Consider the following 19,883-nt stretch of genomic DNA (forward strand, 5'->3'; position numbering starts at 1 on the left):
CCGCCGTGGGTGCGCGGACGGCGCGGCGGGCGGGCCCGGCGCGGGGACGTGCGTGCCTCGCTGCTGGCGCTGCTCAAGGAGCGGCCGATGCACGGCTACGAGATGATCGCCGAGATCGCCGAGCGCTCGGGCGGGGCCTGGCGGCCCAGCCCCGGTTCGGTCTACCCCACCCTCCAGCTGCTGGAGGAGGAGGGCCTGGTCACGGCGGAGGAGATCGGCGGCAAGCGGCTGGTCCAGCTCACCGAGGCGGGCCGGACCGAGGCCGAGGCCGGACCGGACGAGCCGTGGGCGGAGGCCGGTCAGGAGGTCGACTGGGCCGCGGTCCAGGAGGTCGGCCAGGCGCTGGGCGCGGTGGAGCAGGCCGTCCGCCAGGTCATGGCGACGGGCACCGAGGCGCAGCGCGCCAAGGGCCTGGAGGTGCTCAACGAGGCCCGCAAGAAGCTCTACCTGATCCTGGCCGAGGACGCCTGACCGGTTCCGGTCCGGGGCGCGGTCCCGGTGCGGGCGGTGCGGCTGCTCAGGAGCGGACGGCGAACAGTGCCACGCAAGCGAGCAGCAGCACCGCCCAGCCGAACCAGAGCCAGCCGTTGGAGCCGAGCACCGCGCTGTAGACACTGACCGCCACCAGCAGGCCGGCCGTGACCCCGGCCACCTGTCGATTGTGCAGCGCCACCGACCGGGAGCGGTTCCTCGGGTGCCGTTCGGTTCTCGCCATCGCCGTCCTCCCGCGAGGGGAGGCGGCCGTCACCCGGAAGCGCGGGCGGTGGCCGCCTCGTCGTACTCGTAGCGCCAGAACCAGCGGGTGCCCCGCTGCTGCTTGGCCCGGACGTACACCAGTGTGCGCGCCGGGGTGTCCCCGTGCGAAGGGACCGGCACGGTGTACTTCTTGGGCACCCCGTACATCGGGCCCAGCGGGATGGGGAGGGTCCGGCCGTCCAGGGGGCCGCCGACGAATTCGGTGTCCGCGCTCTTCACCCCACCAGGGTCTCACCCCGGCGGGGGTTCGCGGAGGGCCCGGCGAACGGGGGCGGACCGGGCCGCCGCGGGTGTCCCGGCGAAGGCGGTGTGAGGGCCGGGTGCCGGGAGTGTGACCGGAGAGGCACCGCCCCCGGTCATCCGAAGGGCCCGCGCACCCTTATCCTTCCTGTTACGCCCTCGGGGTCCACCCGGGTCAGCGGGCCCGTACGGGCCGGGCGAGGCGCATCTCATCGTGCCCGCCGGGCCGCCGAGCCGCAGCCGTCGTGCCGCCTTGACTCCGTACCGTGACCCCGGGCGTCGACCGTCCGGCAACCCCGGCTCCGGTCGGCGGGGCGCGGGACCGCAGTGCCGAGCACCACCCGGGGAAGCAGCGGGGGGCGCCGTGCGTTGCGTCGGAGTGGTACGTCGAACGCTGTGTCACACCAGGCACGGCAATGCGCGGAAGGGGCCCGATGGAATCCGGCGGCAGGTGGACGGCCTGGTGGCAGAAGCGGGATCGTGAGCGGGCCCGGTCGGCGGCACCCGACACCCCCGCCGCCAGACTGGACCAACTGCTCGGCGCCGTGCGCGCCGGCTTCCCGCTCGCTCCCGCCGCGCATCCGGCCGGGTACCGCTGTTCCTGCGACCGGGTGGCCTGTCCGGCCCCGGCCCAGCACCCGGTCTCCTTCGCCTGGCAGACGCAGGCCACCACCGACCCGGAGCAGCTCGCCCGCTGGCTCTCCCGCGACCCGCTGGCCAACTTCGTCACCGCCACTGGCCGCGCCCACGACGTACTGGACGTCCCGGCCGAGGCCGGCCGGCTCGCCCTGGAGCGGCTGACCGCGCTCGGCGTCGAGGGCCCGGTGGCCGCGGTCGGCGAGGACCGCTACCTGTTCTTCACCGCCACCAGGGGCACCCCGGTGGACGAGGACGAGTGGTGGCCGAGCGCCCTGGACTCCACCCCCGACACCATGTCCGAGCACCCCGGCCTGCGTTGGCACTGCCGCGGCTCGTACACCCTGCTGCCGCCGGCCGCGCTGCCGGACGGCTCCGAGGTGCGCTGGCTGCGCGGTCCTGAGCAGCCGCTGCCGGACCCGCTGCGCGTCCTGGACGTGCTGACCGACGCCTGCACCGAGGTGGGCGCGGTGGCCGAGGAGCAGTGGCTGATCGGCTGACCGGCTGACCAGCTGATCGGCCGACCCGCTGATCGGCCGACCGCCGACGCGGGCCGGCCCGGTGGGCCGGCCCGGTCCCCCGGCCCTACGGCAGGGTGAGGACCTCCGCGCCGTCCGCCGTGACCACCAGGGTGTGCTCGAACTGGGCGGTGCGCTTGCGGTCCTTGGTGACGACGGTCCAGCCGTCCGACCAGATCTCGTAGTCGTAGGTGCCGAGGGTGAGCATCGGCTCGATGGTGAAGGTCATGCCCGGCTTGATGACCTCGGTGGCCCGCTCGCTGTCGTAGTGCGGGACGATCAGGCCGGAGTGGAACGACGTGTTGATGCCGTGTCCGGTGAAGTCGCGGACCACGCCGTAGTCGAAGCGCTTGGCGTAGGACTCGATGACCCGTCCGATCACATTGATCAGGCGGCCCGGCTTGACCGCCTTGATCGCCCGGTCCAGCGACTCCCTGGTCCGCTCGACCAGCAGCCGGGACTCCTCGTCCACGTCGCCGACCAGGTAGGTGGCGTTGAGGTCGCCGTGCACCCCGTGGATGTACGCGGTGGCGTCGATGTTGACGATGTCGCCGTCCTGGAGGACGGTCGAGTCGGGGATGCCGTGGCAGATGACCTCGTTGATCGAGGTGCAGACCGACTTGGGGAAGCCCCGGTAGCCGAGGTCGGACGGGTAGGCCCCGTGGTCGCACATGTACGCGTGCGCGACCGCGTCCAGCGCGTCCGTGGTGACGCCGGGCGCGATCAGCTTCGCCGCCTCGGCCATCGCCCGGGCGGCGATGCCGCCGGCGATCCGCATCTTCTCGATCGTCTCGGCGGTCTGCACCTCGGGCCCGGTGTACGGCGTCGGCGCGGGCTTCCCGACGTACTCGGGGCGCGGGATGTGCGCCGGGACCTTGCGGATGGGTGACTGGATGCCGGGTACGAGTGCCATGGCGCCGATTCTAAGTGTCGGGCCCTCCGGTCCGGGGGCGGGCACCAGGTGTGCGGACGGCACCGGGGCGGGGAATGATCGGGACGACGCGACGCCACGGCGGGGCACGACCGCCGATACGGAGGTGACCACCATGGCCCTGGGATTCCGCCGGAACAAGCCGACCGGCCGGCCCGGCGAATGGTTCTACTGCATCAAGCACGGCAAGGTCGAGGAGGGGCCGGAGTGCCCGGCCAAGGACCGCCTGGGCCCGTACGCCACCCAGCAGGAGGCGGCGCACGCGCTGGAGACCGCGGAGCTGCGCAACCGCGAGTGGAAGAACGACCCCCAGTGGAACGACCGGCCGCAGGACGGCGCGGGGGAGTAGCCCCGGCCGGCTAGCCGGCGGCGGCGGGGCTCTCCTCGGCCGAGGCGGGTCCCGCCGCCCGTTCCGAGGCCGTCCGTTCCGCCGCCGCGCGCTCGTGCTCGGCGCGGACGGCGGCCGCGTGCGGATCGGTGCGGTCGTCGTAGGAGAGCAACCGGGGCAGGGCGGTGGCCAGCGCGAGCACGCCCACCACACAGGCCACGCCGCCGACCCACACCGAGGCCCGGACGCCGACCAGTCCGGCCATGCCGCCCGCCCGGACCTGGCCCAGCTGCGGCCCGACCGAGTAGCTGAGCAGCTCGACACCGGCCATCCGGCCGCGCAGCGCGTCCGGGATCGACTGGTTCCACAGCGTGGAGCGGGCGATCCCGCTGATCTGGTCGGCGCCGCCGGCCAGCGCCAGGAAGAGCAGCACCAGCCAGACCGAGCCGGACAGGCCGGCCAGGGCGATCGCCACGCCCCAGCCGAGCGCCGCGACCAGCAGCAGCCGGCCGTGCCGGTGGATCCGGGACGTCCAGCCGCCGGTCACCGAGACCAGCAGGGCGCCGACCGCCGAGGCGGCGTACATCGGGCCGAGCGCCCAGCCGGCGTCCAGCTCGGCGGCCAGGAACGGGAAGATCGCCACCGGGAAGGCGAACAGCATCGCGCACAGGTCGATCGCGTAGGTGCCGAGCAGGTCCTTGCGGCTCCACGCGTAGCGGACGCCGGTGAGCACCGCCCGCACCGAGGGCTTCTCGGCGCCGGTGGGCGGCGGTACCGCCCGGATCCGGGAGAGCAGCAGCAGCGAGGCGGCGAAGGTGACCACGTCCAGGGCGTACGCGGTCTGCACCCCGGCGAAGGTGACCACGACGCCGGCCAGGGTCGGACCGGCCACCGAGGCGGCGTTGCGGTAGAGGGAGTTGAGCGCGAAGGCGGCGGTCAGCTGGTCGTGCGGGACGATCCGCGGGGTGAGCGCGTCCAGGGCCGGGCGCTGCAGGCCGTCGGCGGCGGCGACCAGCGCGGCCACCAGGTAGATCGGCCACAGCACGGGGGTCGGCAGCAGCGCGTTGACCAGCAGCAGGATGCTGAGCAGACCGAGCCCCGCCTCGGCGAACAGCACCAGGCGGCGGCGGTCCAGGGCGTCGGCGAGGGCGCCGCCCCAGAGGCCGAAGACGATCAGCGGGACCAGCTCGAAGGCGCCGACCAGGCCGACCGCGACCGAGGAGTCCGTCAACTCCTTGATCTGCATCGGCACCGCGACGTAGGTGAGGAAGCTGCCGAAGCCGGTGACACAGCCGGAGAGCCACAGCAGGCGGAACTCCCGGGAGGAGCGCCAGGGGGTCAGGTCGGGAGTGACCGTGCGCAGCAGGGACTTCGCCCGACTGCTCGGGGACGGGGCGGCTTCGTTCACGAGCGACCATCCTGTGCGGGGGCCGGGCCCGGCCGCCGCCCCGCCTACCGTCCTACCCGCCGCCCCCCGTCCGCCGCCCTACCCGCCGTCACCAGCGGCTGATCGTCGGCCCCGCGGTGAGCCGCTCGGCGAGCGCGGCCAGCCGCCCCAGCGCCGAGCGCGGCCCGGGCGGCTGCCCGGCGGCGGTGCTGACCAGGTGCTGGGCCAGGTCGAAGGGCTCGTCCTCGGCGGTGCCGACGGCGAGCCGCCCGTGTGCCAGCCCGGCCAGGTCGCCCGGGCCGGCGGACCCGCCCGGGGTGCCCGGCGCCGCGCCTTCCAGCGCCAGTACCGTCGCCCCGTGCCGCCGGGCGTCGTGCACCCGCTCCAGCAGCGGCTCCCCGGCCGCCGTCGGGGCCACCACCAGGACGGTCGCGCCGCGCCCGGCCCCGGTCAGCCGGCCGAGACCGTGCGCCAGATGGGCCGGGGCGGCGGCCGGGACCCGGTGCCGCAGCAGGGTGGGCGCCAGCCGGGGGACGTCCGACCAGGCGGCCTCGTCCTCCAGATGGGCGGCCAGGTGCCAGGGCTCGTACCCGGTGGTGCCGACGAGCAGCAGCTCGCCCGCCCCGCGCCGGGTGACCGCGTGCCGCAGCTCCCCGGCGAAGCCGCCGACGGCTTCCAGCCAACCGGTTCCGGCCAGACGGTCCCTCAGTGCCGAAACTCTCACCGCGTCCATGGCGCACAGGATGTCGCGACGGGCCGCTCGTTTGGCAGGATCGGCCCATGACTTCCCTCGATTCAGCGACAAACCCGGCCCACGAGCTGCCGGACGTCTCGCAGCTGGTGGTCGGTGTCCTCGGCGGCACCGGCGACCAGGGGCGGGGGCTGGCCCTGCGGCTGGCCAAGGCCGGCCAGCAGGTGATCATCGGCTCGCGCGACGCGGCCCGCGCGCAGGCCTCGGCGGACGCGATCGGCCTGGGGGTGCGGGGCGCCGACAATGCCGCCACCGCCCGTGAGAGCGACATCGTCATCGTGGCGGTGCCCTGGGACGGGCACGCCGCCACCCTCACCGCCCTCCGCGAGGAGCTGGCCGGCAAGATCGTGGTGGACTGCGTCAACCCGCTCGGCTTCGACAAGCAGGGCGCCTTCGCGCTCGTCCCGGAGGAGGGCAGCGCCGCCCAGCAGGCCGCCGCCCTGCTGCCGGACTCCCGGGTGACCGCGGCCTTCCACCACCTGTCGGCGGTGCTGCTCCAGGACGAGTCGATCGAGCGGATCGACACCGATGTGATGGTGCTCGGCGAGGAGCGGGCCGCCACCGACATCGTGCAGGCGCTGGCGGGCCGGATCCCCGGCATGCGGGGCATCTTCGCGGGCCGGCTGCGCAACGCGCACCAGGTGGAGTCGCTGGTGGCGAACCTCATCTCGGTCAACCGCCGCTACAAGGCGCACGCGGGCCTGCGGATCACGGACGTCTGAGCACCGGCGTCCGACCGCGGACGTCCCGCCGAACGCACGGTCCGGTCGTCCGACGATCGGACCGGATCGCCGACCTCACCCCTGGACCCGGTCCGGGGGTGAGGTCGGCGACAATGGGGGCCGACCTCACCCCCGGCCGCAGGAGTACCCCGCCATGCCCCGCACGTCCGTCCTCGCCTCGCTCGTCGTCGTTCTCGCGCTGGCCGCCGCCGTGGTCTCGCTGGTGCAGGGCTGGTGGCTCGGCCTCGTCTGGCTGCCGATGGCCGGCATTGCCAGCAATGTGCTCTGGATGAACGTGCGCCGGGAGAAGCTGGCCCGCGCGGCGGCCGAGCGGGCCTGAGTCCGGTCAGTCCTTCCAGAACATGAACAGCTCGTGGCCCACCTGCGGGTAGGCCCGGTCGACGCCCACCAGGTCCATCGCGCCGTACACGACCTCGAAGAACCAGTGGTTGATCTCCGGCTGCCAGAGCAGCGCGAAGACGGCCAGCATGCCGTACGGCGCGAACGGCTCGATCGCCCGCCGGGTCTTGGCCGAGAGCCAGGGCTCGACGATCCCGTAGCCGTCCAGGCCGGGCACCGGCAGCAGGTTGAGCAGGGTCGCGCTCAGCTGGAGCATGCCGAGGAAGCCCAGGGCGAGCGCCAGCGGCGAGACGTTCAGCTCGTAGCCGTTCCAGACCGCGTGCACCTCGGGGTCGTCCAGCCAGCCCGCGCCGACCGGGACCAGCAGCAGCACCGCGGCGAGCAGGTTCACCAGCGGCCCGGCGGCCGAGATCAGGCTGTGCTTGAGCCGGCCCTGCACCCGGTGCCGCTCGATCCAGACCGCGCCGCCGGGCAGGCCGATGCCGCCGAGCAGCACGAAGACGATCGGCAGCACGAAGCTGAGCAGGGCGTTGGCGTACTTGAACGGGTTGAGGGTCAGGTAGCCCTTGGCGCCGACGCTGATGTCGCCGCCGTGCAGCGCGGTGCGCGCGTGCGCGAACTCGTGCAGGCAGAGCGAGACCATCCAGCCGGCCACCACGAACAGGAAGATCCCGAACCGGGCGTTGCCGTAGCCCTGGAACACCGCCACGGCGGAGGTGGCGAAGATCGCGAGCAGGGCCCAGAACACCGGGCTGATCCGGCGGTCCTCGCTGCGTGAGCGCTGCGTGGCGGCGAAGGTCATGGTGTGGGTGCTCCGGTGGTCGGGAGATGGGGGCGGGGCAGAGGCCGATCATGCCGGGCGGGCCCGCGCCGGACAAGCCGTCCAGGGTGAACGTACGGAGCCCGGCACCGGGTTCCTGGCGCGGTCTCCCGGAGTCAGGGTGCAGTCAGGGTCGAGGACTGGACAAATGTGCGTGGGGGACGGGGTCGATCCACCAGAATGGTGCGGTGCACTACGGCATCCTCGGCACCACCACGGCCCACCACGACGACGGCACCCCGGTCCCGCTCGGCGGAGCCCGGCTGCGCGCCCTGCTCGCCGCGCTGGCGCTGCGCCAGGGGCGGCCGGTGCCGGCCGACCTGCTGGTCGACGAGGTGTGGGACGCCGAGCCACCGCAGGACGCGTCGGCCGCGCTCCAGACCCTGGTCGGCCGGCTGCGTCGGACCATCGGCCGCGACCGGGTCGGCTCCGGCCCGGCCGGGTACTGGCTGACCGAGCCCGCCACCGACCTCGCCGAGTTCCAGCGGCTGGCCGGGGAGGGCCGCCGGGCGCTGGAGCAGGGCGACCAGGTGTCGGCCGCCGAGCGGCTGCGCGCCGCGCTCTCGCTGTGGCGCGGCCCGGCGCTCGCCGACCTGCCGGACCGGGGCGGCCCGGCGACCAGGCTGGAGGCGCAGCGCGAGGAGGTCCGCCGGCACCGGATCACCGCCGAGCTCGGCCTCGGCCGGGCGGCCGAGCTGGTGGCCGAGCTCGCCGAGCTGTGCGAGGGCAAGCCGTTGGACGAGCCGCTGCAGTACCTGATGGTCCGGGCGCTGCACGAGTCCGGCCGGACGGCCGAGGCGCTGCGCCACTACGAGCAGACCCGGCGGGCCCTGGCGGACGAGCTGGGCGTCGATCCCGGGCGCCGGCTCCAGTCGCTGTACGCCGAGCTGCTGAGCCCGTCCGAACCGGTCGCCCCGGCGGTGGAGACCGCCCCGGCCGTGGAGAGCGCCCCGACCGCGGAGCCCGTGCCGCCGGCACCGGCAGCAGCACCGAGCCCGGTGGTCACCCTCACCGGCCCCGGCGGCTCCGGCAAGACCCGGCTGTCGGTCGAGGCCGGCCGCCTGGAGCAGGGCGCCGGGCACTGGCCGGACGGCGTCTGGGTGGCCGAGCTCGCCCCGGTGGAGCGCCCGGACGCGGTGCCGGGCGCGGTGGTGTCGGCGCTCGGCCTGCGCGCGACCGTCCTGCACACCGGCGCCAGCATGGTCGCCGAGGTGATCGAGGGCCGCACCGACGACCCGGTGCGCCGGCTGATCGAGCACTGCGGGCGCCGCCGGATGCTGCTCGTCCTGGACAACTGCGAGCACCTGATCCAGTCCGCCGCCGATCTCGCGGACACCCTGCTCACCGAGTGCCCGGGGCTGACCGTGCTGGCCACCAGCCGGGAGCCGCTGGGGGTGCCGGGCGAGACCGTCCTGCCGGTCGAGCCGCTGCCGGACCCGGTGGCGCTGCGGCTGCTGACCGAGCGGGCCGCAGCCGCCCGCCCCGGCTTCGACCCGCAGAGCGATCCGGAGGCCTGCGCCGAGATCTGCCGCCGGCTGGACGGGCTGCCGCTCGCCATCGAACTGGCCGCCGCCCGGCTCCGGGTGATGACGGCCCGGCAGATCGCCGACCGGCTGGACAGCCGGTTCGCGCTGCTCACCGCGGGCAGCCGGACCCTGCTGCCGCGTCAGCAGACGCTGCGCGCGGTGGTCGACTGGAGCTGGGACCTGCTGGGCAAGCAGGAGCGCGCGGTGCTGCGCCGGCTGGCGGTGTTCGCGGGCGGCTGGAGCCTGGAGGCGGCCGAGTCGGTCTGCTCGGACGAGGCCGAGGTGCCCCGCGAGGAGGTCGCCGACCTGCTGCTCTCGCTGGTCGACAAGTCCCTGCTGGTGGCCGACCTGGACGGGGAGGGACCGCCGCGCTACCGGATGCTGGAGACCATCCACGAGTACACCGACGAGCGGCTGGCCGAGGCGGAGGAGACCGCCGCCACCGGGGGCCGGCACGTCGAGTACTTCCGCGAGCTGGTCCGCGGCGCCGACCTCCATGTCCACGGGCCCGAGCAGCTGCACTGGCTGGCGGTGCTGGAGCGCGAGCACGACAACATCCGGGCGGCGCTGCGCCGCGCCGTCTGCCGCCGGGACGAGGGCGAGGCGGTGGTCCTGGCACTGGGCATGAGCTGGTACTGGTCGCTGCGCGGCTACAGCCAGGAGGCCCGGCGCTGGTACGACGCGGTGCTGTCGATCGGCCCCGACCCGTTCGACGCCGCGGCCCGTCCGGTGCCGCTGGACCGGCACGTGCTGGAGTACTCGGTACCGATGCCGCCGGAGGTGCTCGGGGAGGCCCGCCGGGCGATCGTCATCTACCGGCTGATCAGCATCTTCGAGGGCAATCTCGACGTCCTGGGCGACCCGGAGGCGGTCGCCACCGCCCGCAAGGTCACCGAGGCCTACAGCAGCGACCTGCCGCAGTCCTACCGCTTCCCCGGGCTGATGCGGGTCTTCGGCGCCTTCCTGATCGGCCAGCTGGACGCCATGCGGGACCTGCTGGACGACGCGGTGGCGGGCTGCCGGGAGCACGGCAACGCGAGCGACCTGGCGTTCATCCTGCAGATCCGGGCCAAGATGATGAACGACTGGCCGGGCGGGGCCGAGCAGAGCACCCTGGACGGCGAGGAGTCGCTGGAGCTGTACCGCCGGGCCGGCGACCGCTGGGGGATGTCCCAGGCGCTGTCCGCGCGCGGCGAGTCGCTGGCCAACCAGGGCCGTTCGGCCGATGCGGTGGAGGCGTACCGCCGGGCGATCGAGCTGGCCGAGGAGCTGGGCGCGCCGCAGGAGGTGCCGATGCTCCAGGTGCACCTGGGGTCGGCGATGCTGGACAGCGACCTCGCGGCGGGGGAGCGGCAGATCCGGGCGGCGCTGGACGGGATCGAGCCGGGGGACAACCAGGCGACCAACGGCGCGCTGCTGTTCGGTCACCTGATGCTCTGCGGCATCAATGCGCAGCGCGGGGACTTCGAGCGGGCCCTGGCCGAGCTGGACGTGCTCCGGTGGACGCGGATCGGCGCGTTCGCCCCGGACGTGGTGGGCGGGATGCTGACGGTCACCCGGGGCTGGATCATCGCCCGGGCCGGCGATCCCGACCTCGGGCGGGAGCTGGTCGGCGAGGGCCGGCAGCTGATGCGCTCGGTGCCGGCCGCGGCGAGCGGCTTCGTGGACCAGATGTCGGTGATGATGCTGCCGCCGGTGATCGGGCTGCTGGAGGCGTTCGCCCGGCGGGACGGCGACCTGGCGCGGGCCCGGCTGGCCGCGGTGCTGTTCGGCGCACACACCGGGATGAACGGGCCGAAGGGCGGCTACCTCGACCGGGTCGAGCGCGAGCGGACCGAGGACGCCCTGCGCGGGATGCTCGGTGACGCGGAGTTCGAGGTGGCGGCCGCCGAGGGTCGGACGATGTCCGTGACGGAGGCCAACGCCATGCTGGACGAGCTGGTGCGCTGAGCCGGGAGCCGCCGGTGCGCCGAACGGGGAGCACCTGAAAGCCGAAGGAGCCGGCCCCGGGCGCTCCCCTCGCGCGTCCGGGGCCGGTGTGCCGGCCGGTCGGTCGGCCGGTCGGCCGGGGCTCAGGTCCGCTTGCGGAACCGGGCGACGGCGAGCGGTGCGAAGACCGCGGTGATGCCGATCGACCAGGCCAGCACGATCAGTACCGGGTGCCCCACGGCGCCCTGGCCGTTCATCAGGGCCCGGCAGGCGTCGGCCAGCGCGGACAGCGGGTTGACCTTGGTGAAGGCCTGGAGCCAGCCCGGCATGGTGTCGGTCGGGGCGAAGATCGAGCTGCCGAACTGCATCGGCATCAGGACCAGCATGGAGACTCCCTGGACGGCCTGGGCGCTGCGCAGCGCCATGCCCAGCAGCATCGAGATCCACACGATCGACATGCCGAAGAGCAGCGAGAGCCCGACCGCGGCCAGCGTGGGCAGCAGACCGCCCTTCAGGTCGAAGCCGATGCAGAGCGAGAAGGTGATCATGATGCCGAAGGAGAGCAGCGCGCGGCAGGTCTCCGCGCCGATCTTGGAGAGCAGGACCGAGGCCCGGCCGATCGGCAGGGTGCGGAACCGGTCCATCACGCCGGTCTGGAAGTCGCTGTTCAGCCCGGTGCCGACGGCCATCGCCAGGGTCAGGCCGGTCTGACCCATCAGACCGGGGATCATGTACTGCTTGTAGGCGTCCTGGTCGCCGGAGACGGCGCCGCCGAAGACGTAGACGAACAGCACGGTGAAGATGATCGGCATCAGCACCGCGTCGAACATCGACTCCGGGTCGGCCTTGATCCGCATCAGGTTGCGGCGGGTCAGCGCGCCGACGTGGCGGAGGTTGGCCCCCAGGCCGATCCGGCCGTCCTCGGCCGCCGTCTTCCGGGCGCCCGAGGTCGGGGTCGGGGTCGGGGTGAGTGTGGCGGTGGTCATGCGACGGGCTCCTTGGCGAGGCTGGGGACAGCGGTGTCCGTGCGGTCCGCGACGTCCGCGGGCTTGCCGGTGATGGCGAGGAAGACCTCGTCGAGGCTGGGCACCTTGGTGTCGATGCCGGCTATGCCGAAGCCGCGGGTGCCGAGGACACCGACCACGGCGGTCAGCTGCTCGTCCGCGGTGAGGGGCACCGAGAGCAGGCCGGTGTCGGCGGAGAAGGTGGCCGTCGCGATGCCGCTGTCGTGCAGGCAGCGGGCCATCTCGGGGAGCTCGGCCGGGTGGGTCGGGCGGACCTGGAGGGTCCGGCCGCCGACCTTGGCCTTGAGCTCGGCCACGCCGCCGCTGGCGATCACCCGGCCGCGGTCGATGACGGTCAGCTCCTGGGCGAGCTGCTCGGCCTCCTCCATGTACTGGGTGGTGAGCAGCACGGTGGCGCCCTCGGCGACCATCCGCTGCACCTCGTCCCAGACCTCGTTGCGGGTGCGCGGGTCCAGGCCGGTGGTGGGCTCGTCCAAGTAGAGGACCCGGGGGCGGCCGATCATGGAGGCGGCCAGGTCGAGGCGGCGGCGCATGCCGCCGGAGTAGGTCTTGGCGACGCGCTTGGCGGCCTCGGTGAGCGAGAACCGTTCCAGCAGCTCGGTGGCGCGCGCCTTGGCCTCCTTGCTGGAGAGGTCGAGCAGCCGGCCGATCAGGTAGAGGTTCTCGTAGCCGGAGAGCAGCTCGTCGACCGAGGCGTACTGGCCGGTGAGGCCGATGGTGCGGCGCAGCTGCTTGGGCTGGCGCAGCACGTCGTAGCCGCCGACGAAGGCGGTGCCGGCGTCGGGCTTGATGAGGGTGGAGAGGACGCGGACCAGGGTGGTCTTGCCGGCCCCGTTGGGGCCGAGCACGCCGAGGACGGTGCCCTCGCGCACGGTGAGGTCGACGCCGTCGAGCGCCTTGGTGCTGCCGAAGTGCTTGACGATGCCGCGGACCTCGACGGCATTCCCCGCAGCGGGCCCCCGGTCGTTCGGGGCGGTGGAGATTCGTGTCATGCGAGAAGACTGTCCGCCCCGGCTGTCAGCCCGCTGTCAGCCGGGTGTCGGGCGGGCGGCCCGCCGGCGAGCCGCTGTCGGCGCGCTGTCAGGCGGCTGTCACCGGGGCCCGGCCCGGCCGTGGCCGGGTCCCGGTGACGGGGAGCGCGTCAGTGGAAGGTGTGCTCCGGGGCGGGGAAGGCGTCGCCGCGGACGTCCTCGGCGAACGCGCGGGCGGCGTCGCCGAGGACGGCCCGCAGGTTGGCGTACTGCTTGACGAACTTGGGCACCCGGCCCGCCGTCATGCCGGCGAAGTCGGTCCAGACCAGCACCTGGGCGTCGCAGTCCACCCCGGCGCCGATGCCGACGGTCGGGACGGTGAGCTGCTCGGTGACCTGCTTGGCCAGCTCGGCGGGCACCGCCTCCAGGACGACCGCGAAGGCGCCGGCCTGCTGCACCGCCTTGGCGTCGCGCAGCAGCTGGTGCGCGGCCTCGTCGCCGCGGCCCTGGACGGGGTAGCCGCCCAGCGCGTGCACGGACTGCGGGGTGAGGCCGATGTGCGCCATCACCGGGATGCCGGCCTCGACCAGCAGCTCGATCGAGCGGGCGCTGCGCTCGCCGCCCTCCAGCTTGACCGCGCCGACCCCGGCGTCCTTCATCAGCCGGACCGCGTTGTGCATCGCCTGGGCCGGGGACTCCTGGTAGGAGCCGAACGGCAGGTCGGCGACGATCATGGCCCGCTTGGTGCCCCGGACGACGGCGCCGGCCAGCATGACCATCTGGTCCATGGTCACCGGCACGGTGGTCTCGTAGCCGAGGTGGCAGTTGCCGGCGGAGTCGCCGACCAGCAGGACGGGCGTGCCGGCCTCGTCGAAGACGCCGGCGGTGAGGGCGTCGTAGGCGGTCAGCATCGACCACTTCTCGCCGCGCTGCTTGGCTGCGGCGAGGTCGCGGACGGTGACGCGGCGGGTGGTGACCCCACCGTAGAGGGTGGTGGTCGACGCCTGGTTCTGGGCAGGCGAAGGCGAAGAAGCGTTCATCGAACAGGCTCCTGAAGGGTTGTCGTCTCGTGGCGCCGTGCGGCGTCCCCGGATCACCTCCATGCTTGCACGGCCCGGCGCGGGTGCAAAAGGGGCGGGGCCGCGCTGTGTGCGGGAGCGGCCGCGCGGATCTTTGCCAGGGTTTTACGAAACGGAGCCGTCTCGTATCGAAATGGGCGCTACGCTCGCTGCGGGGGGTTTACGAGACGACCGCGGCTCGAATTTGCCCGCCAGTGCCACGCCGTACCACGGACGGGAAGAAGCCATGACCACCGCCGCCGCGCCACCCCGGGTGCCGGAAGCCATCCACCGCCGCCGCTGGGCGATCCTGGGCACCCTGGTGCTCGCCCTGCTCGTCGTCGTCCTCGACAACTCGATCCTCAACGTCGCGATGAAGACCATCGCCTCCCCGGCGCCCACCGGCATCGGCGCCAGCCAGAGCGACCTGGAATGGTCGATCAACTCGTACACCCTGGTCTTCGCCGGACTGCTGTTCACCTCCGGACTGCTGGGCGACCGGTTCGGCCGCAAGCGGGCCCTGCTGGCCGGCATGGTCGTCTTCGGCCTCGCCTCGCTGCTCTCCGCGCTCGCCTCCACGCCGGGCGAACTGATCGGCTACCGCGCCCTGATGGGCGTCGGCGGGGCGCTGGCCATGCCGGCCACGCTCGCCATCATCATGAACGTCTTCGAGCGCGCCGAGCAGCCCAAGGCGATCGGCATCTGGGCCGGCGCGGTCGGGCTCGCGATCGCGATCGGCCCGATCACCGGCGGCCTGCTGATCGAGCACTTCTGGTGGGGCTCGGTCTTCCTGGTCAATGTGCCGATCGTGATCGTCGCGGTGATCGCGATGGCCCTGCTCGTCCCGGAGTCCAAGGACCCCAAGCCGGGCCGGATGGACCCGGTCGGCGTGCTGCTCTCCATCATCGGCCTGGTGGCGCTGATCTACGGCATCATCAAGGGCGGCGAGCTGGCGGACTTCACCGCCGTCGCGGCCTGGGGGCCGGTGCTGCTCGGCCTGGTGGCGCTGACCGCCTTCGTGGTCTTCGAGCGCCGCACCGCGCACCCCGCGCTGGACGTCGACTGGTTCCGCGACAAGGTGTTCAGCGCCTCGGTGGTGGTGATCGGCGTGGTGTTCTTCGCGCTGATGGGCGTCTCGTTCTTCGGCGTCTTCTACACCCAGAGCGTGCGCGGCTACAGCGCCCTGGAGGCCGGTGTGCTGATGCTGCCGCTGGCCGCCGCCCAGCTGGTCTTCGCCCCGCGCGCCCGGCTGGTGGTCGACCGCTTCGGCGTCCGCGCCACCTGCGCCGCCGGCATGGTGTTCATCGCGGTCGGCTTCCTCGGCTACCTGCTGCTGAGCGCCACCACCCCGATCTGGGTGCTGGTCGTGCTCGGCCTGCTGATGGGCACCGGCATGGCGCACGTCATGCCGCCGATCACGGTCGCGATCATGGGCTCGCTGCCGCGCGAGAAGGCCGGCGCCGGCTCGGCCGTCAACAACACCTTCCGCCAGGTCGGCGGCTCGCTCGGGGTCGCGGTGCTCGGCGCCGTGCTCTCCACCGTCTACCGCGACGGGGTCTCCGACAAGCTCGCCCAGCTGCCCACCCCGGAGCTGCGGGAGAAGGCGGGCGAGTCGCTGGAGGCCACCATGGCCGTCGCCGCGCGACTCGGCGAGCGGGGCAAGGAACTGATCGGCCCGGCCAACGACTCCTTCATCCACGCGATGCACGTGGTGGCCGGGCTCTCCGCCGGGATCACCGCGGCCGGCGCCCTGCTGGCCTGGTTCCTGCTGCCCGGCAAGGTCCCGGCCGGCGGTCCCGGCGCCGGTCCCGCCGGCCCCGGTGCGGCGGCGGACGCGGCCGAGCACGGCGAGCGGGCCGGCGCAGCCCTCCGGAAGGCGGCCGCGGACGTCTGACCGGCGGCCGGGCTGAGCGAGAATGGGGCCCTGTCGCCGGGAGGACTGCCGGCGACAGGGCCCACGAGCGCGTGCGACCCCCGCCCCACTCTCCGGGCGGGGGCTCCACAACCGGGAGATGCGAGATGAAGACCGACCCGACGGCCGCGCCGCCGCCCTGCACCGGCCCGCGCCGCGGCAGGCCCCGCAGCGAGGCCGCCGAACAGGCGATCTTCGCCGGCGTCGAGGAACTGATGGCGGCCGGCACCAGCCTGGCGGAACTGACCATCGAGGGCATCGCCACCGCCGCCGGCGTCGGCAAGGCCACCATCTACCGGCGCTGGCCCAACAAGGAGGCCCTGCTGATCGACATGGTCAGCAGACTGGAGGAGCCGCTCCCCGAGACCACCGGGTCGATCCGCGGCGACCTCGTCGCGATGATCGAGTACATGCGGCTGCGCGGCCTGGCCAAGCGCTCCCGCTGGGTGCTCAAGGCCGCGCTCGGCCAGATGCACAGCTGGCCCGAGCTGCACGCCGCCTACCGCGAACGGGTGATCGCACCCCGCCGGGAGGCCGCCCGCCAGGTGATCCGGCGCGGCCTCGCCGGCGGCGAGCTGCGCGCCGACCTCGACGAGGAACTGCTCGGCGATCTGCTGATCGGCCCGATCCTCGCCCGCAGCGTGCTCTGGGACGACTCCGACCTCGACGACCCGCAGCTCGCCGAGCGGATGGTCGACGCCCTCCTCGGCGGCGTCGCGGGTCCCGCCCTCCGGCCCGCCCGGGCCTGACCGGACGGGCACTCCCGCAGCGCCCCGCAGTTGTTCCACGCCCCCGGCCGGCCTTCCCGTCGGCATCGCCGCAGGCCGGGAGGCGGTTGTGGCCCGGCCGGCCGCGCAGTGGCCTGGCTCACCAACCGGGCCACGCCGGAACCCCGGTCGCCCGGCCGGGCGTCTGTCCCGACATAGGCTGGGCCGGAATCCGACCGAACCGGCACAGGTCCGGCACGCCCTCCGCCAGCAGGCGGCGGCGCACGCGGACGGACAGACGGCGCGAACGACGGGAGTCACGGATGGCGCAGGCGGACAGGGCGGACCGGGTGTCCCCGGCAGAGGCCGGCGACCCGGGATCCGGCCGGCGCCCGGCCGGGTTCCTCGGCGTGCGCGACTGGGGCCGGGATGCCCGGGGCAGTACCACCTGGTGGCGCGGCCTCGTGCTCGCCGTCCTGGCCCTGCTCACCGGCGCCCTGCTGGCCTTCCACGCCGAGGTGCCGAACAGCGTCGGCAACCTCGGCAGCCTGCTGGAGACCTTCCTGCCCTGGGTGGGGCTGGCGGTGCCGGTCCTGCTCGTCCCCGCCCTGCTGCGCCGCTCCGCCACCGCGCTGCTCGCGCTGCTGGTGCCGGTGGCGATCTGGGCCAACATGTTCGGCGGCCTGCTCACCGACAAGAGCGGCGGCACCGGCGACTTCACCGTGGTCAGCCACAACGTGGCCGCCGCCAACACCGACCCCCGGAGCACCGTCCGGATGCTGGAGAAGTCCGGGGCGCAGATCGTCGCGCTCCAGGAGCTGGCCGGCCGGCCGCTGCGTGCCCTGGAGTCCGGGCTGGCCGCGAGCTACCCGTACCACGTGGTGGAGGGCACGGTCGGGCTCTGGTCCAAGTACCCGATCGGCGACGCCTCGGTGGTGGACATCAAGATGGGCTGGACCAGGGCGTTCCGGGCCGAGGTGACCACCCCGAAGGGCCCGCTCGCGGTGTACGTCGCCCATCTGCCGTCGGTCCGGCTCAAGGCCGAGGGCGGCTTCACCGTCAACCAGCGGGACGTCAGCGCCCAGGCGCTCGGCGACGCCGTCGAGGCCGAGCCGCTGAAGAAGGTGCTGCTGCTCGGCGACCTCAACGGCACCATGAACGACCGCAGCCTGGCGCCGATCACCTCGCAGATGCGCTCGGCCCAGGGCGCGGCCGGGGACGGCTTCGGCTTCAGCTGGCCGGCGTCCTTCCCGATGGCCCGGATCGACCAGATCATGAGCAAGGGCGGACTGGAGCCCACCGACTCGCGGACCCTGGAGCGGGACGGCAGCGACCACCTCGCGGTGGCCGCCACCTACCGGTACCGGTGAGCGGCCGGGTAGTTCCGGCAACCTGAAGCTTGTCCCGGACCTTCCGGAACAAGCTTCAGCCCTGGCGCCAGCGGTTGGTGATCGGCAGCCGGCGGTCCCGGCCGAAACCCTTGGCCGAGATCTTCGGGCCCGGCGGGTACTGCCGCCGCTTGTACTCGGCGGTGTCGACCAGCCGCACCACCCGGTCCACCACGGCCGGGTCGAAGCCGGCCGCCACGATCGCGTCCCGGCCCTGGTCGCCCTCGACGTAGAGGTCGAGGACGGTGTCCAGCAGGTCGTAGTCCGGCAGCGAGTCGGTGTCCTTCTGGTCCGGCCGCAGCTCGGCGGACGGCGGCTTGACGATGGTGTTCTCCGGGATCGGCGGCACCGCGCCGAGCCGTTCGGCCTCCTCGTTGCGCCAGCGGGCGAGCCGGAAGACCAGCGACTTGTAGACGTCCTTGATCGGGCCGTAGGCGCCCACCGAGTCGCCGTACAGGGTCGAGTAGCCGACCGCCAGCTCGCTCTTGTTGCCGGGCGCGAGCACGATGTGCCCCTCCTGGTTGGAGATCGCCATCAGCAGGGTGCCGCGCAGCCGGGACTGGAGGTTCTCCTCCGCCAGTCCGGTCAGCTCGGTGGCGGCCACATAGGCGTCGAACATCGGGGCGATCGACACCGTGCGGAAGTTCAGCCCGGTGCGGTGGGCCAGCTCGGCCGCGTCGTCCCGGGAGTGCTGCGAGGAGTAGCGGCTCGGCATCGAGACGCAGTACACGTTCTCGGCGCCGATCGCGTCCACCGCGAGGGCGGCCACCACGGCCGAGTCGATGCCGCCGGACAGGCCGATCAGCACCGAGCGGAAGCCGTTCTTGCGCACGTACGCCCGGGTGCCGGAGACCAGCGCGGACCAGATCTCGGCCTCGTCGGCGATCCGCGGCGCGACCTCGGCCCGCCTGGGCTCGGCGGGCGGGTCGGCGGGCTCGCCGCCCAGCTCGGTGCGGACCAGGTGCAGTCCGTCGGCGAGCAGCAGCCCGTCGGTGTGGTCGCTGCCGGCGGCCGGCAGGTCGAGGTCCAGCACCAGCAGGTGCTCCTCGAACTGCGGCGAGCGGGCCAGCACCTCGCCATCCGGGGCGACCACGATCGAGTCGCCGTCGAAGACCAGCTCGTCCTGGCCGCCGACCATGTTCACGTAGGCGAGCGCGCAGCCGGCCTCGGCGGCCCGGCGCCGCACCAGCTCCAGCCGGGCGTCGTCCTTGTTCCGCTCGTACGGCGAGCCGTTGACCACCAGCAGCAGGCCGGCCCCGGCCTCGCGGGCGGCGGTCACCCGGCCGCCGTCCTGCCAGATGTCCTCGCAGATCGCCAGCGCGATGTCCACCCCGTGCACCCGGACCACCGGCAGCTGGTCGCCGGGGACGAACCAGCGGTACTCGTCGAACACGCCGTAGTTCGGCAGGTGGTGCTTGGCGAACCGGGTCGCGACCTCGCCGCGGAACAGCACCGCGGCGCAGTTCTGCGGGGAGCCGGCCGGCCGGCCGAAGCGCGGCGAGGCCTGCTCCGAGCGGCCCAGGTAGCCCACCACCACGGGCACCTCGCCGAGCCCCTCCGCGGCGAGCCGCCCGGCCAGCTCGGTCAGCCCGGACCGCGACGCCTCGACGAAGGAGCGGCGCAGCGCGAGGTCCTCGACCGGGTAGCCGGTCAGGGCCATCTCGGGGAACGCGACCAGCTGCGCACCGGCCTCGACGGCCTGCCTGGTCCAGTGCACCACCCCATCGCTGTTGCGCGCGATGTCACCGACCCACGGGTCGGTCTGGCAGAGGGCGAGACGGAGATTGGGCATGCCACCGAGTCTAATCGTCGATCTGACGAAATGTCTCGGCCGGGGTCGCCACTGCCTCCGGCGGCCGTGATCCGCCATGATCCGCCATGATGGGGAGCAGTCGCTGCCGGGGTGGTTTCCGGGCGT

19 protein-coding genes are annotated in these 19,883 nt (G+C 73.7%); 9 read left to right on the forward strand and 10 right to left on the reverse strand.

The window, feature by feature from the left end:
• Positions 1–471, forward strand: a 471-nt coding sequence (locus VR45_RS15955; protein WP_045940425.1) for a PadR family transcriptional regulator, incomplete at its 5' end; no start/stop codon positions are given.
• A gap of 46 nt (positions 472–517) precedes the next feature.
• Here VR45_RS15955 and VR45_RS50075 read toward each other — a convergent pair.
• Together VR45_RS50075 and VR45_RS15965 are read right to left on the reverse strand one after the other, a co-directional pair.
• Positions 518–652 (reverse strand): hypothetical protein, encoded by a 135-nt coding sequence (locus VR45_RS50075; protein WP_286163259.1) that lies wholly within the window; start codon positions 650–652, stop codon positions 518–520.
• Positions 653–744: 92 nt separating this feature from the next.
• Complete coding sequence (locus VR45_RS15965; protein WP_030391596.1) at positions 745–975, reverse strand: hypothetical protein; 231 nt, start codon at positions 973–975, stop codon at positions 745–747.
• 455 nt (positions 976–1,430) lie between these two features.
• Here VR45_RS15965 and VR45_RS15970 point away from each other — a divergent pair, with 455 nt between their 5' ends.
• Complete coding sequence (locus tag VR45_RS15970) at positions 1,431–2,132, forward strand: bifunctional DNA primase/polymerase (protein WP_030391595.1); 702 nt, start codon at positions 1,431–1,433, stop codon at positions 2,130–2,132.
• A gap of 85 nt (positions 2,133–2,217) precedes the next feature.
• On the opposite strand, the gene map is transcribed toward VR45_RS15970, so the two are convergent.
• Entirely contained in the window at positions 2,218–3,063 is an 846-nt protein-coding gene (map, locus tag VR45_RS15975; protein WP_045940427.1) for a type I methionyl aminopeptidase, read from the reverse strand.
• A 133-nt stretch (positions 3,064–3,196) separates the two neighbouring features.
• Between map and VR45_RS15980 the strand changes: the two genes are divergently transcribed.
• Positions 3,197–3,430 carry a hypothetical protein gene (locus VR45_RS15980; protein ID WP_030391593.1) on the forward strand — a complete coding sequence of 78 codons (234 nt, stop codon included), beginning with the start codon at positions 3,197–3,199 and terminating at the stop codon, positions 3,428–3,430.
• Positions 3,431–3,440: 10 nt separating this feature from the next.
• On the opposite strand, the gene VR45_RS15985 is transcribed toward VR45_RS15980, so the two are convergent.
• Positions 3,441–4,817: an MFS transporter gene (locus VR45_RS15985; RefSeq protein ID WP_045940428.1), complete on the reverse strand. Its 1,377-nt coding sequence runs from the start codon at positions 4,815–4,817 to the stop codon at positions 3,441–3,443.
• A gap of 88 nt (positions 4,818–4,905) precedes the next feature.
• A complete protein-coding gene (locus VR45_RS15990; protein ID WP_045940429.1) occupies positions 4,906–5,529 on the reverse strand; it encodes a hypothetical protein in 624 nt (207 codons plus the stop codon).
• A gap of 47 nt (positions 5,530–5,576) precedes the next feature.
• On the opposite strand from VR45_RS15990, the gene npdG reads away from it, so the two are divergent.
• Both npdG and VR45_RS16000 read left to right on the forward strand, forming a co-directional pair.
• Positions 5,577–6,269, forward strand: coding sequence for an NADPH-dependent F420 reductase (npdG, locus tag VR45_RS15995; RefSeq protein WP_045940430.1), 693 nt, complete (start codon positions 5,577–5,579; stop codon positions 6,267–6,269).
• Positions 6,270–6,423: 154 nt separating this feature from the next.
• On the forward strand, positions 6,424–6,609 hold the full coding sequence (locus VR45_RS16000; protein WP_030391589.1) for a hypothetical protein: 186 nt from the start codon (positions 6,424–6,426) through the stop codon (positions 6,607–6,609).
• 6 nt (positions 6,610–6,615) lie between these two features.
• On the opposite strand, the gene VR45_RS16005 is transcribed toward VR45_RS16000, so the two are convergent.
• Positions 6,616–7,431, reverse strand: a complete 816-nt coding sequence (locus tag VR45_RS16005) for a site-2 protease family protein (RefSeq protein ID WP_045940431.1) — start codon at positions 7,429–7,431, stop codon at positions 6,616–6,618.
• A gap of 206 nt (positions 7,432–7,637) precedes the next feature.
• Between VR45_RS16005 and VR45_RS16010 the strand changes: the two genes are divergently transcribed.
• Complete coding sequence (locus VR45_RS16010) at positions 7,638–10,925, forward strand: BTAD domain-containing putative transcriptional regulator (RefSeq protein ID WP_045940432.1); 3,288 nt, start codon at positions 7,638–7,640, stop codon at positions 10,923–10,925.
• Between the two features lie 122 nt (positions 10,926–11,047).
• Here VR45_RS16010 and VR45_RS16015 read toward each other — a convergent pair whose 3' ends face one another.
• From VR45_RS16015 to panB, 3 genes are all read right to left on the reverse strand, one after another.
• On the reverse strand, positions 11,048–11,890 hold the full coding sequence (locus VR45_RS16015) for an ABC transporter permease (RefSeq protein ID WP_045940433.1): 843 nt from the start codon (positions 11,888–11,890) through the stop codon (positions 11,048–11,050).
• Positions 11,887–12,921: an ATP-binding cassette domain-containing protein gene (locus tag VR45_RS16020; protein WP_045940434.1), complete on the reverse strand. Its 1,035-nt coding sequence runs from the start codon at positions 12,919–12,921 to the stop codon at positions 11,887–11,889. Before VR45_RS16020 ends, VR45_RS16015 begins: the two co-directional genes overlap by 4 nt.
• A 149-nt stretch (positions 12,922–13,070) precedes the next feature.
• On the reverse strand, positions 13,071–13,940 hold the full coding sequence (gene panB / locus VR45_RS16025) for a 3-methyl-2-oxobutanoate hydroxymethyltransferase (protein ID WP_030391584.1): 870 nt from the start codon (positions 13,938–13,940) through the stop codon (positions 13,071–13,073).
• A 265-nt stretch (positions 13,941–14,205) separates the two neighbouring features.
• On the opposite strand from panB, the gene VR45_RS16030 reads away from it, so the two are divergent.
• The 3 genes from VR45_RS16030 to VR45_RS16040 all read left to right on the forward strand — a co-directional run bounded on the left by VR45_RS16030 (position 14,206) and on the right by VR45_RS16040 (position 17,947).
• A complete protein-coding gene (locus tag VR45_RS16030) occupies positions 14,206–15,852 on the forward strand; it encodes an MFS transporter (RefSeq protein WP_052709123.1) in 1,647 nt (548 codons plus the stop codon).
• Positions 15,853–15,977: 125 nt separating this feature from the next.
• Positions 15,978–16,619 (forward strand): TetR/AcrR family transcriptional regulator, encoded by a 642-nt coding sequence (locus tag VR45_RS16035; protein ID WP_045940435.1) that lies wholly within the window; start codon positions 15,978–15,980, stop codon positions 16,617–16,619.
• 281 nt (positions 16,620–16,900) lie between these two features.
• On the forward strand, positions 16,901–17,947 hold the full coding sequence (locus VR45_RS16040; protein ID WP_045940436.1) for an endonuclease/exonuclease/phosphatase family protein: 1,047 nt from the start codon (positions 16,901–16,903) through the stop codon (positions 17,945–17,947).
• Positions 17,948–18,002: 55 nt separating this feature from the next.
• On the opposite strand, the gene VR45_RS16045 is transcribed toward VR45_RS16040, so the two are convergent.
• The gene (locus VR45_RS16045) at positions 18,003–19,757 is read right to left on the reverse strand and encodes an NAD+ synthase (protein ID WP_045940437.1); all 1,755 of its coding nucleotides are present in this window, start codon (positions 19,755–19,757) and stop codon (positions 18,003–18,005) included.
• Between the last annotated feature and the right edge of the window lie 126 nt (positions 19,758–19,883).

This window comes from Streptomyces sp. NRRL S-495 (assembly GCF_000966955.1).
Lineage (GTDB): Bacteria > Actinomycetota > Actinomycetes > Streptomycetales > Streptomycetaceae > Kitasatospora > Kitasatospora purpeofusca.

What these genes read in the sequence shown, in the direction of transcription:
- VR45_RS16035 (WP_045940435.1), top strand. Translation starts at nt 15,978, where the DNA reads ATGAAGACCGACCCGACGGCCGCGCCGCCGCCCTGCACCGGCCCGCGC.
- VR45_RS16015 (WP_045940433.1), bottom strand. Translation starts at nt 11,890, where the DNA reads ATGACCACCGCCACACTCACCCCGACCCCGACCCCGACCTCGGGCGCC.
- npdG (WP_045940430.1), top strand. Translation starts at nt 5,577, where the DNA reads ATGACTTCCCTCGATTCAGCGACAAACCCGGCCCACGAGCTGCCGGAC.
- map (WP_045940427.1), bottom strand. Translation starts at nt 3,063, where the DNA reads ATGGCACTCGTACCCGGCATCCAGTCACCCATCCGCAAGGTCCCGGCG.
- VR45_RS15980 (WP_030391593.1), top strand. Translation starts at nt 3,197, where the DNA reads ATGGCCCTGGGATTCCGCCGGAACAAGCCGACCGGCCGGCCCGGCGAA.
- VR45_RS16040 (WP_045940436.1), top strand. Translation starts at nt 16,901, where the DNA reads ATGGCGCAGGCGGACAGGGCGGACCGGGTGTCCCCGGCAGAGGCCGGC.
- VR45_RS16030 (WP_052709123.1), top strand. Translation starts at nt 14,206, where the DNA reads ATGACCACCGCCGCCGCGCCACCCCGGGTGCCGGAAGCCATCCACCGC.
- VR45_RS16005 (WP_045940431.1), bottom strand. Translation starts at nt 7,431, where the DNA reads ATGACCTTCGCCGCCACGCAGCGCTCACGCAGCGAGGACCGCCGGATC.
- VR45_RS16045 (WP_045940437.1), bottom strand. Translation starts at nt 19,757, where the DNA reads ATGCCCAATCTCCGTCTCGCCCTCTGCCAGACCGACCCGTGGGTCGGT.
- VR45_RS15990 (WP_045940429.1), bottom strand. Translation starts at nt 5,529, where the DNA reads ATGGACGCGGTGAGAGTTTCGGCACTGAGGGACCGTCTGGCCGGAACC.
- VR45_RS16000 (WP_030391589.1), top strand. Translation starts at nt 6,424, where the DNA reads ATGCCCCGCACGTCCGTCCTCGCCTCGCTCGTCGTCGTTCTCGCGCTG.
- VR45_RS16020 (WP_045940434.1), bottom strand. Translation starts at nt 12,921, where the DNA reads ATGACACGAATCTCCACCGCCCCGAACGACCGGGGGCCCGCTGCGGGG.
- VR45_RS15970 (WP_030391595.1), top strand. Translation starts at nt 1,431, where the DNA reads ATGGAATCCGGCGGCAGGTGGACGGCCTGGTGGCAGAAGCGGGATCGT.
- panB (WP_030391584.1), bottom strand. Translation starts at nt 13,940, where the DNA reads ATGAACGCTTCTTCGCCTTCGCCTGCCCAGAACCAGGCGTCGACCACC.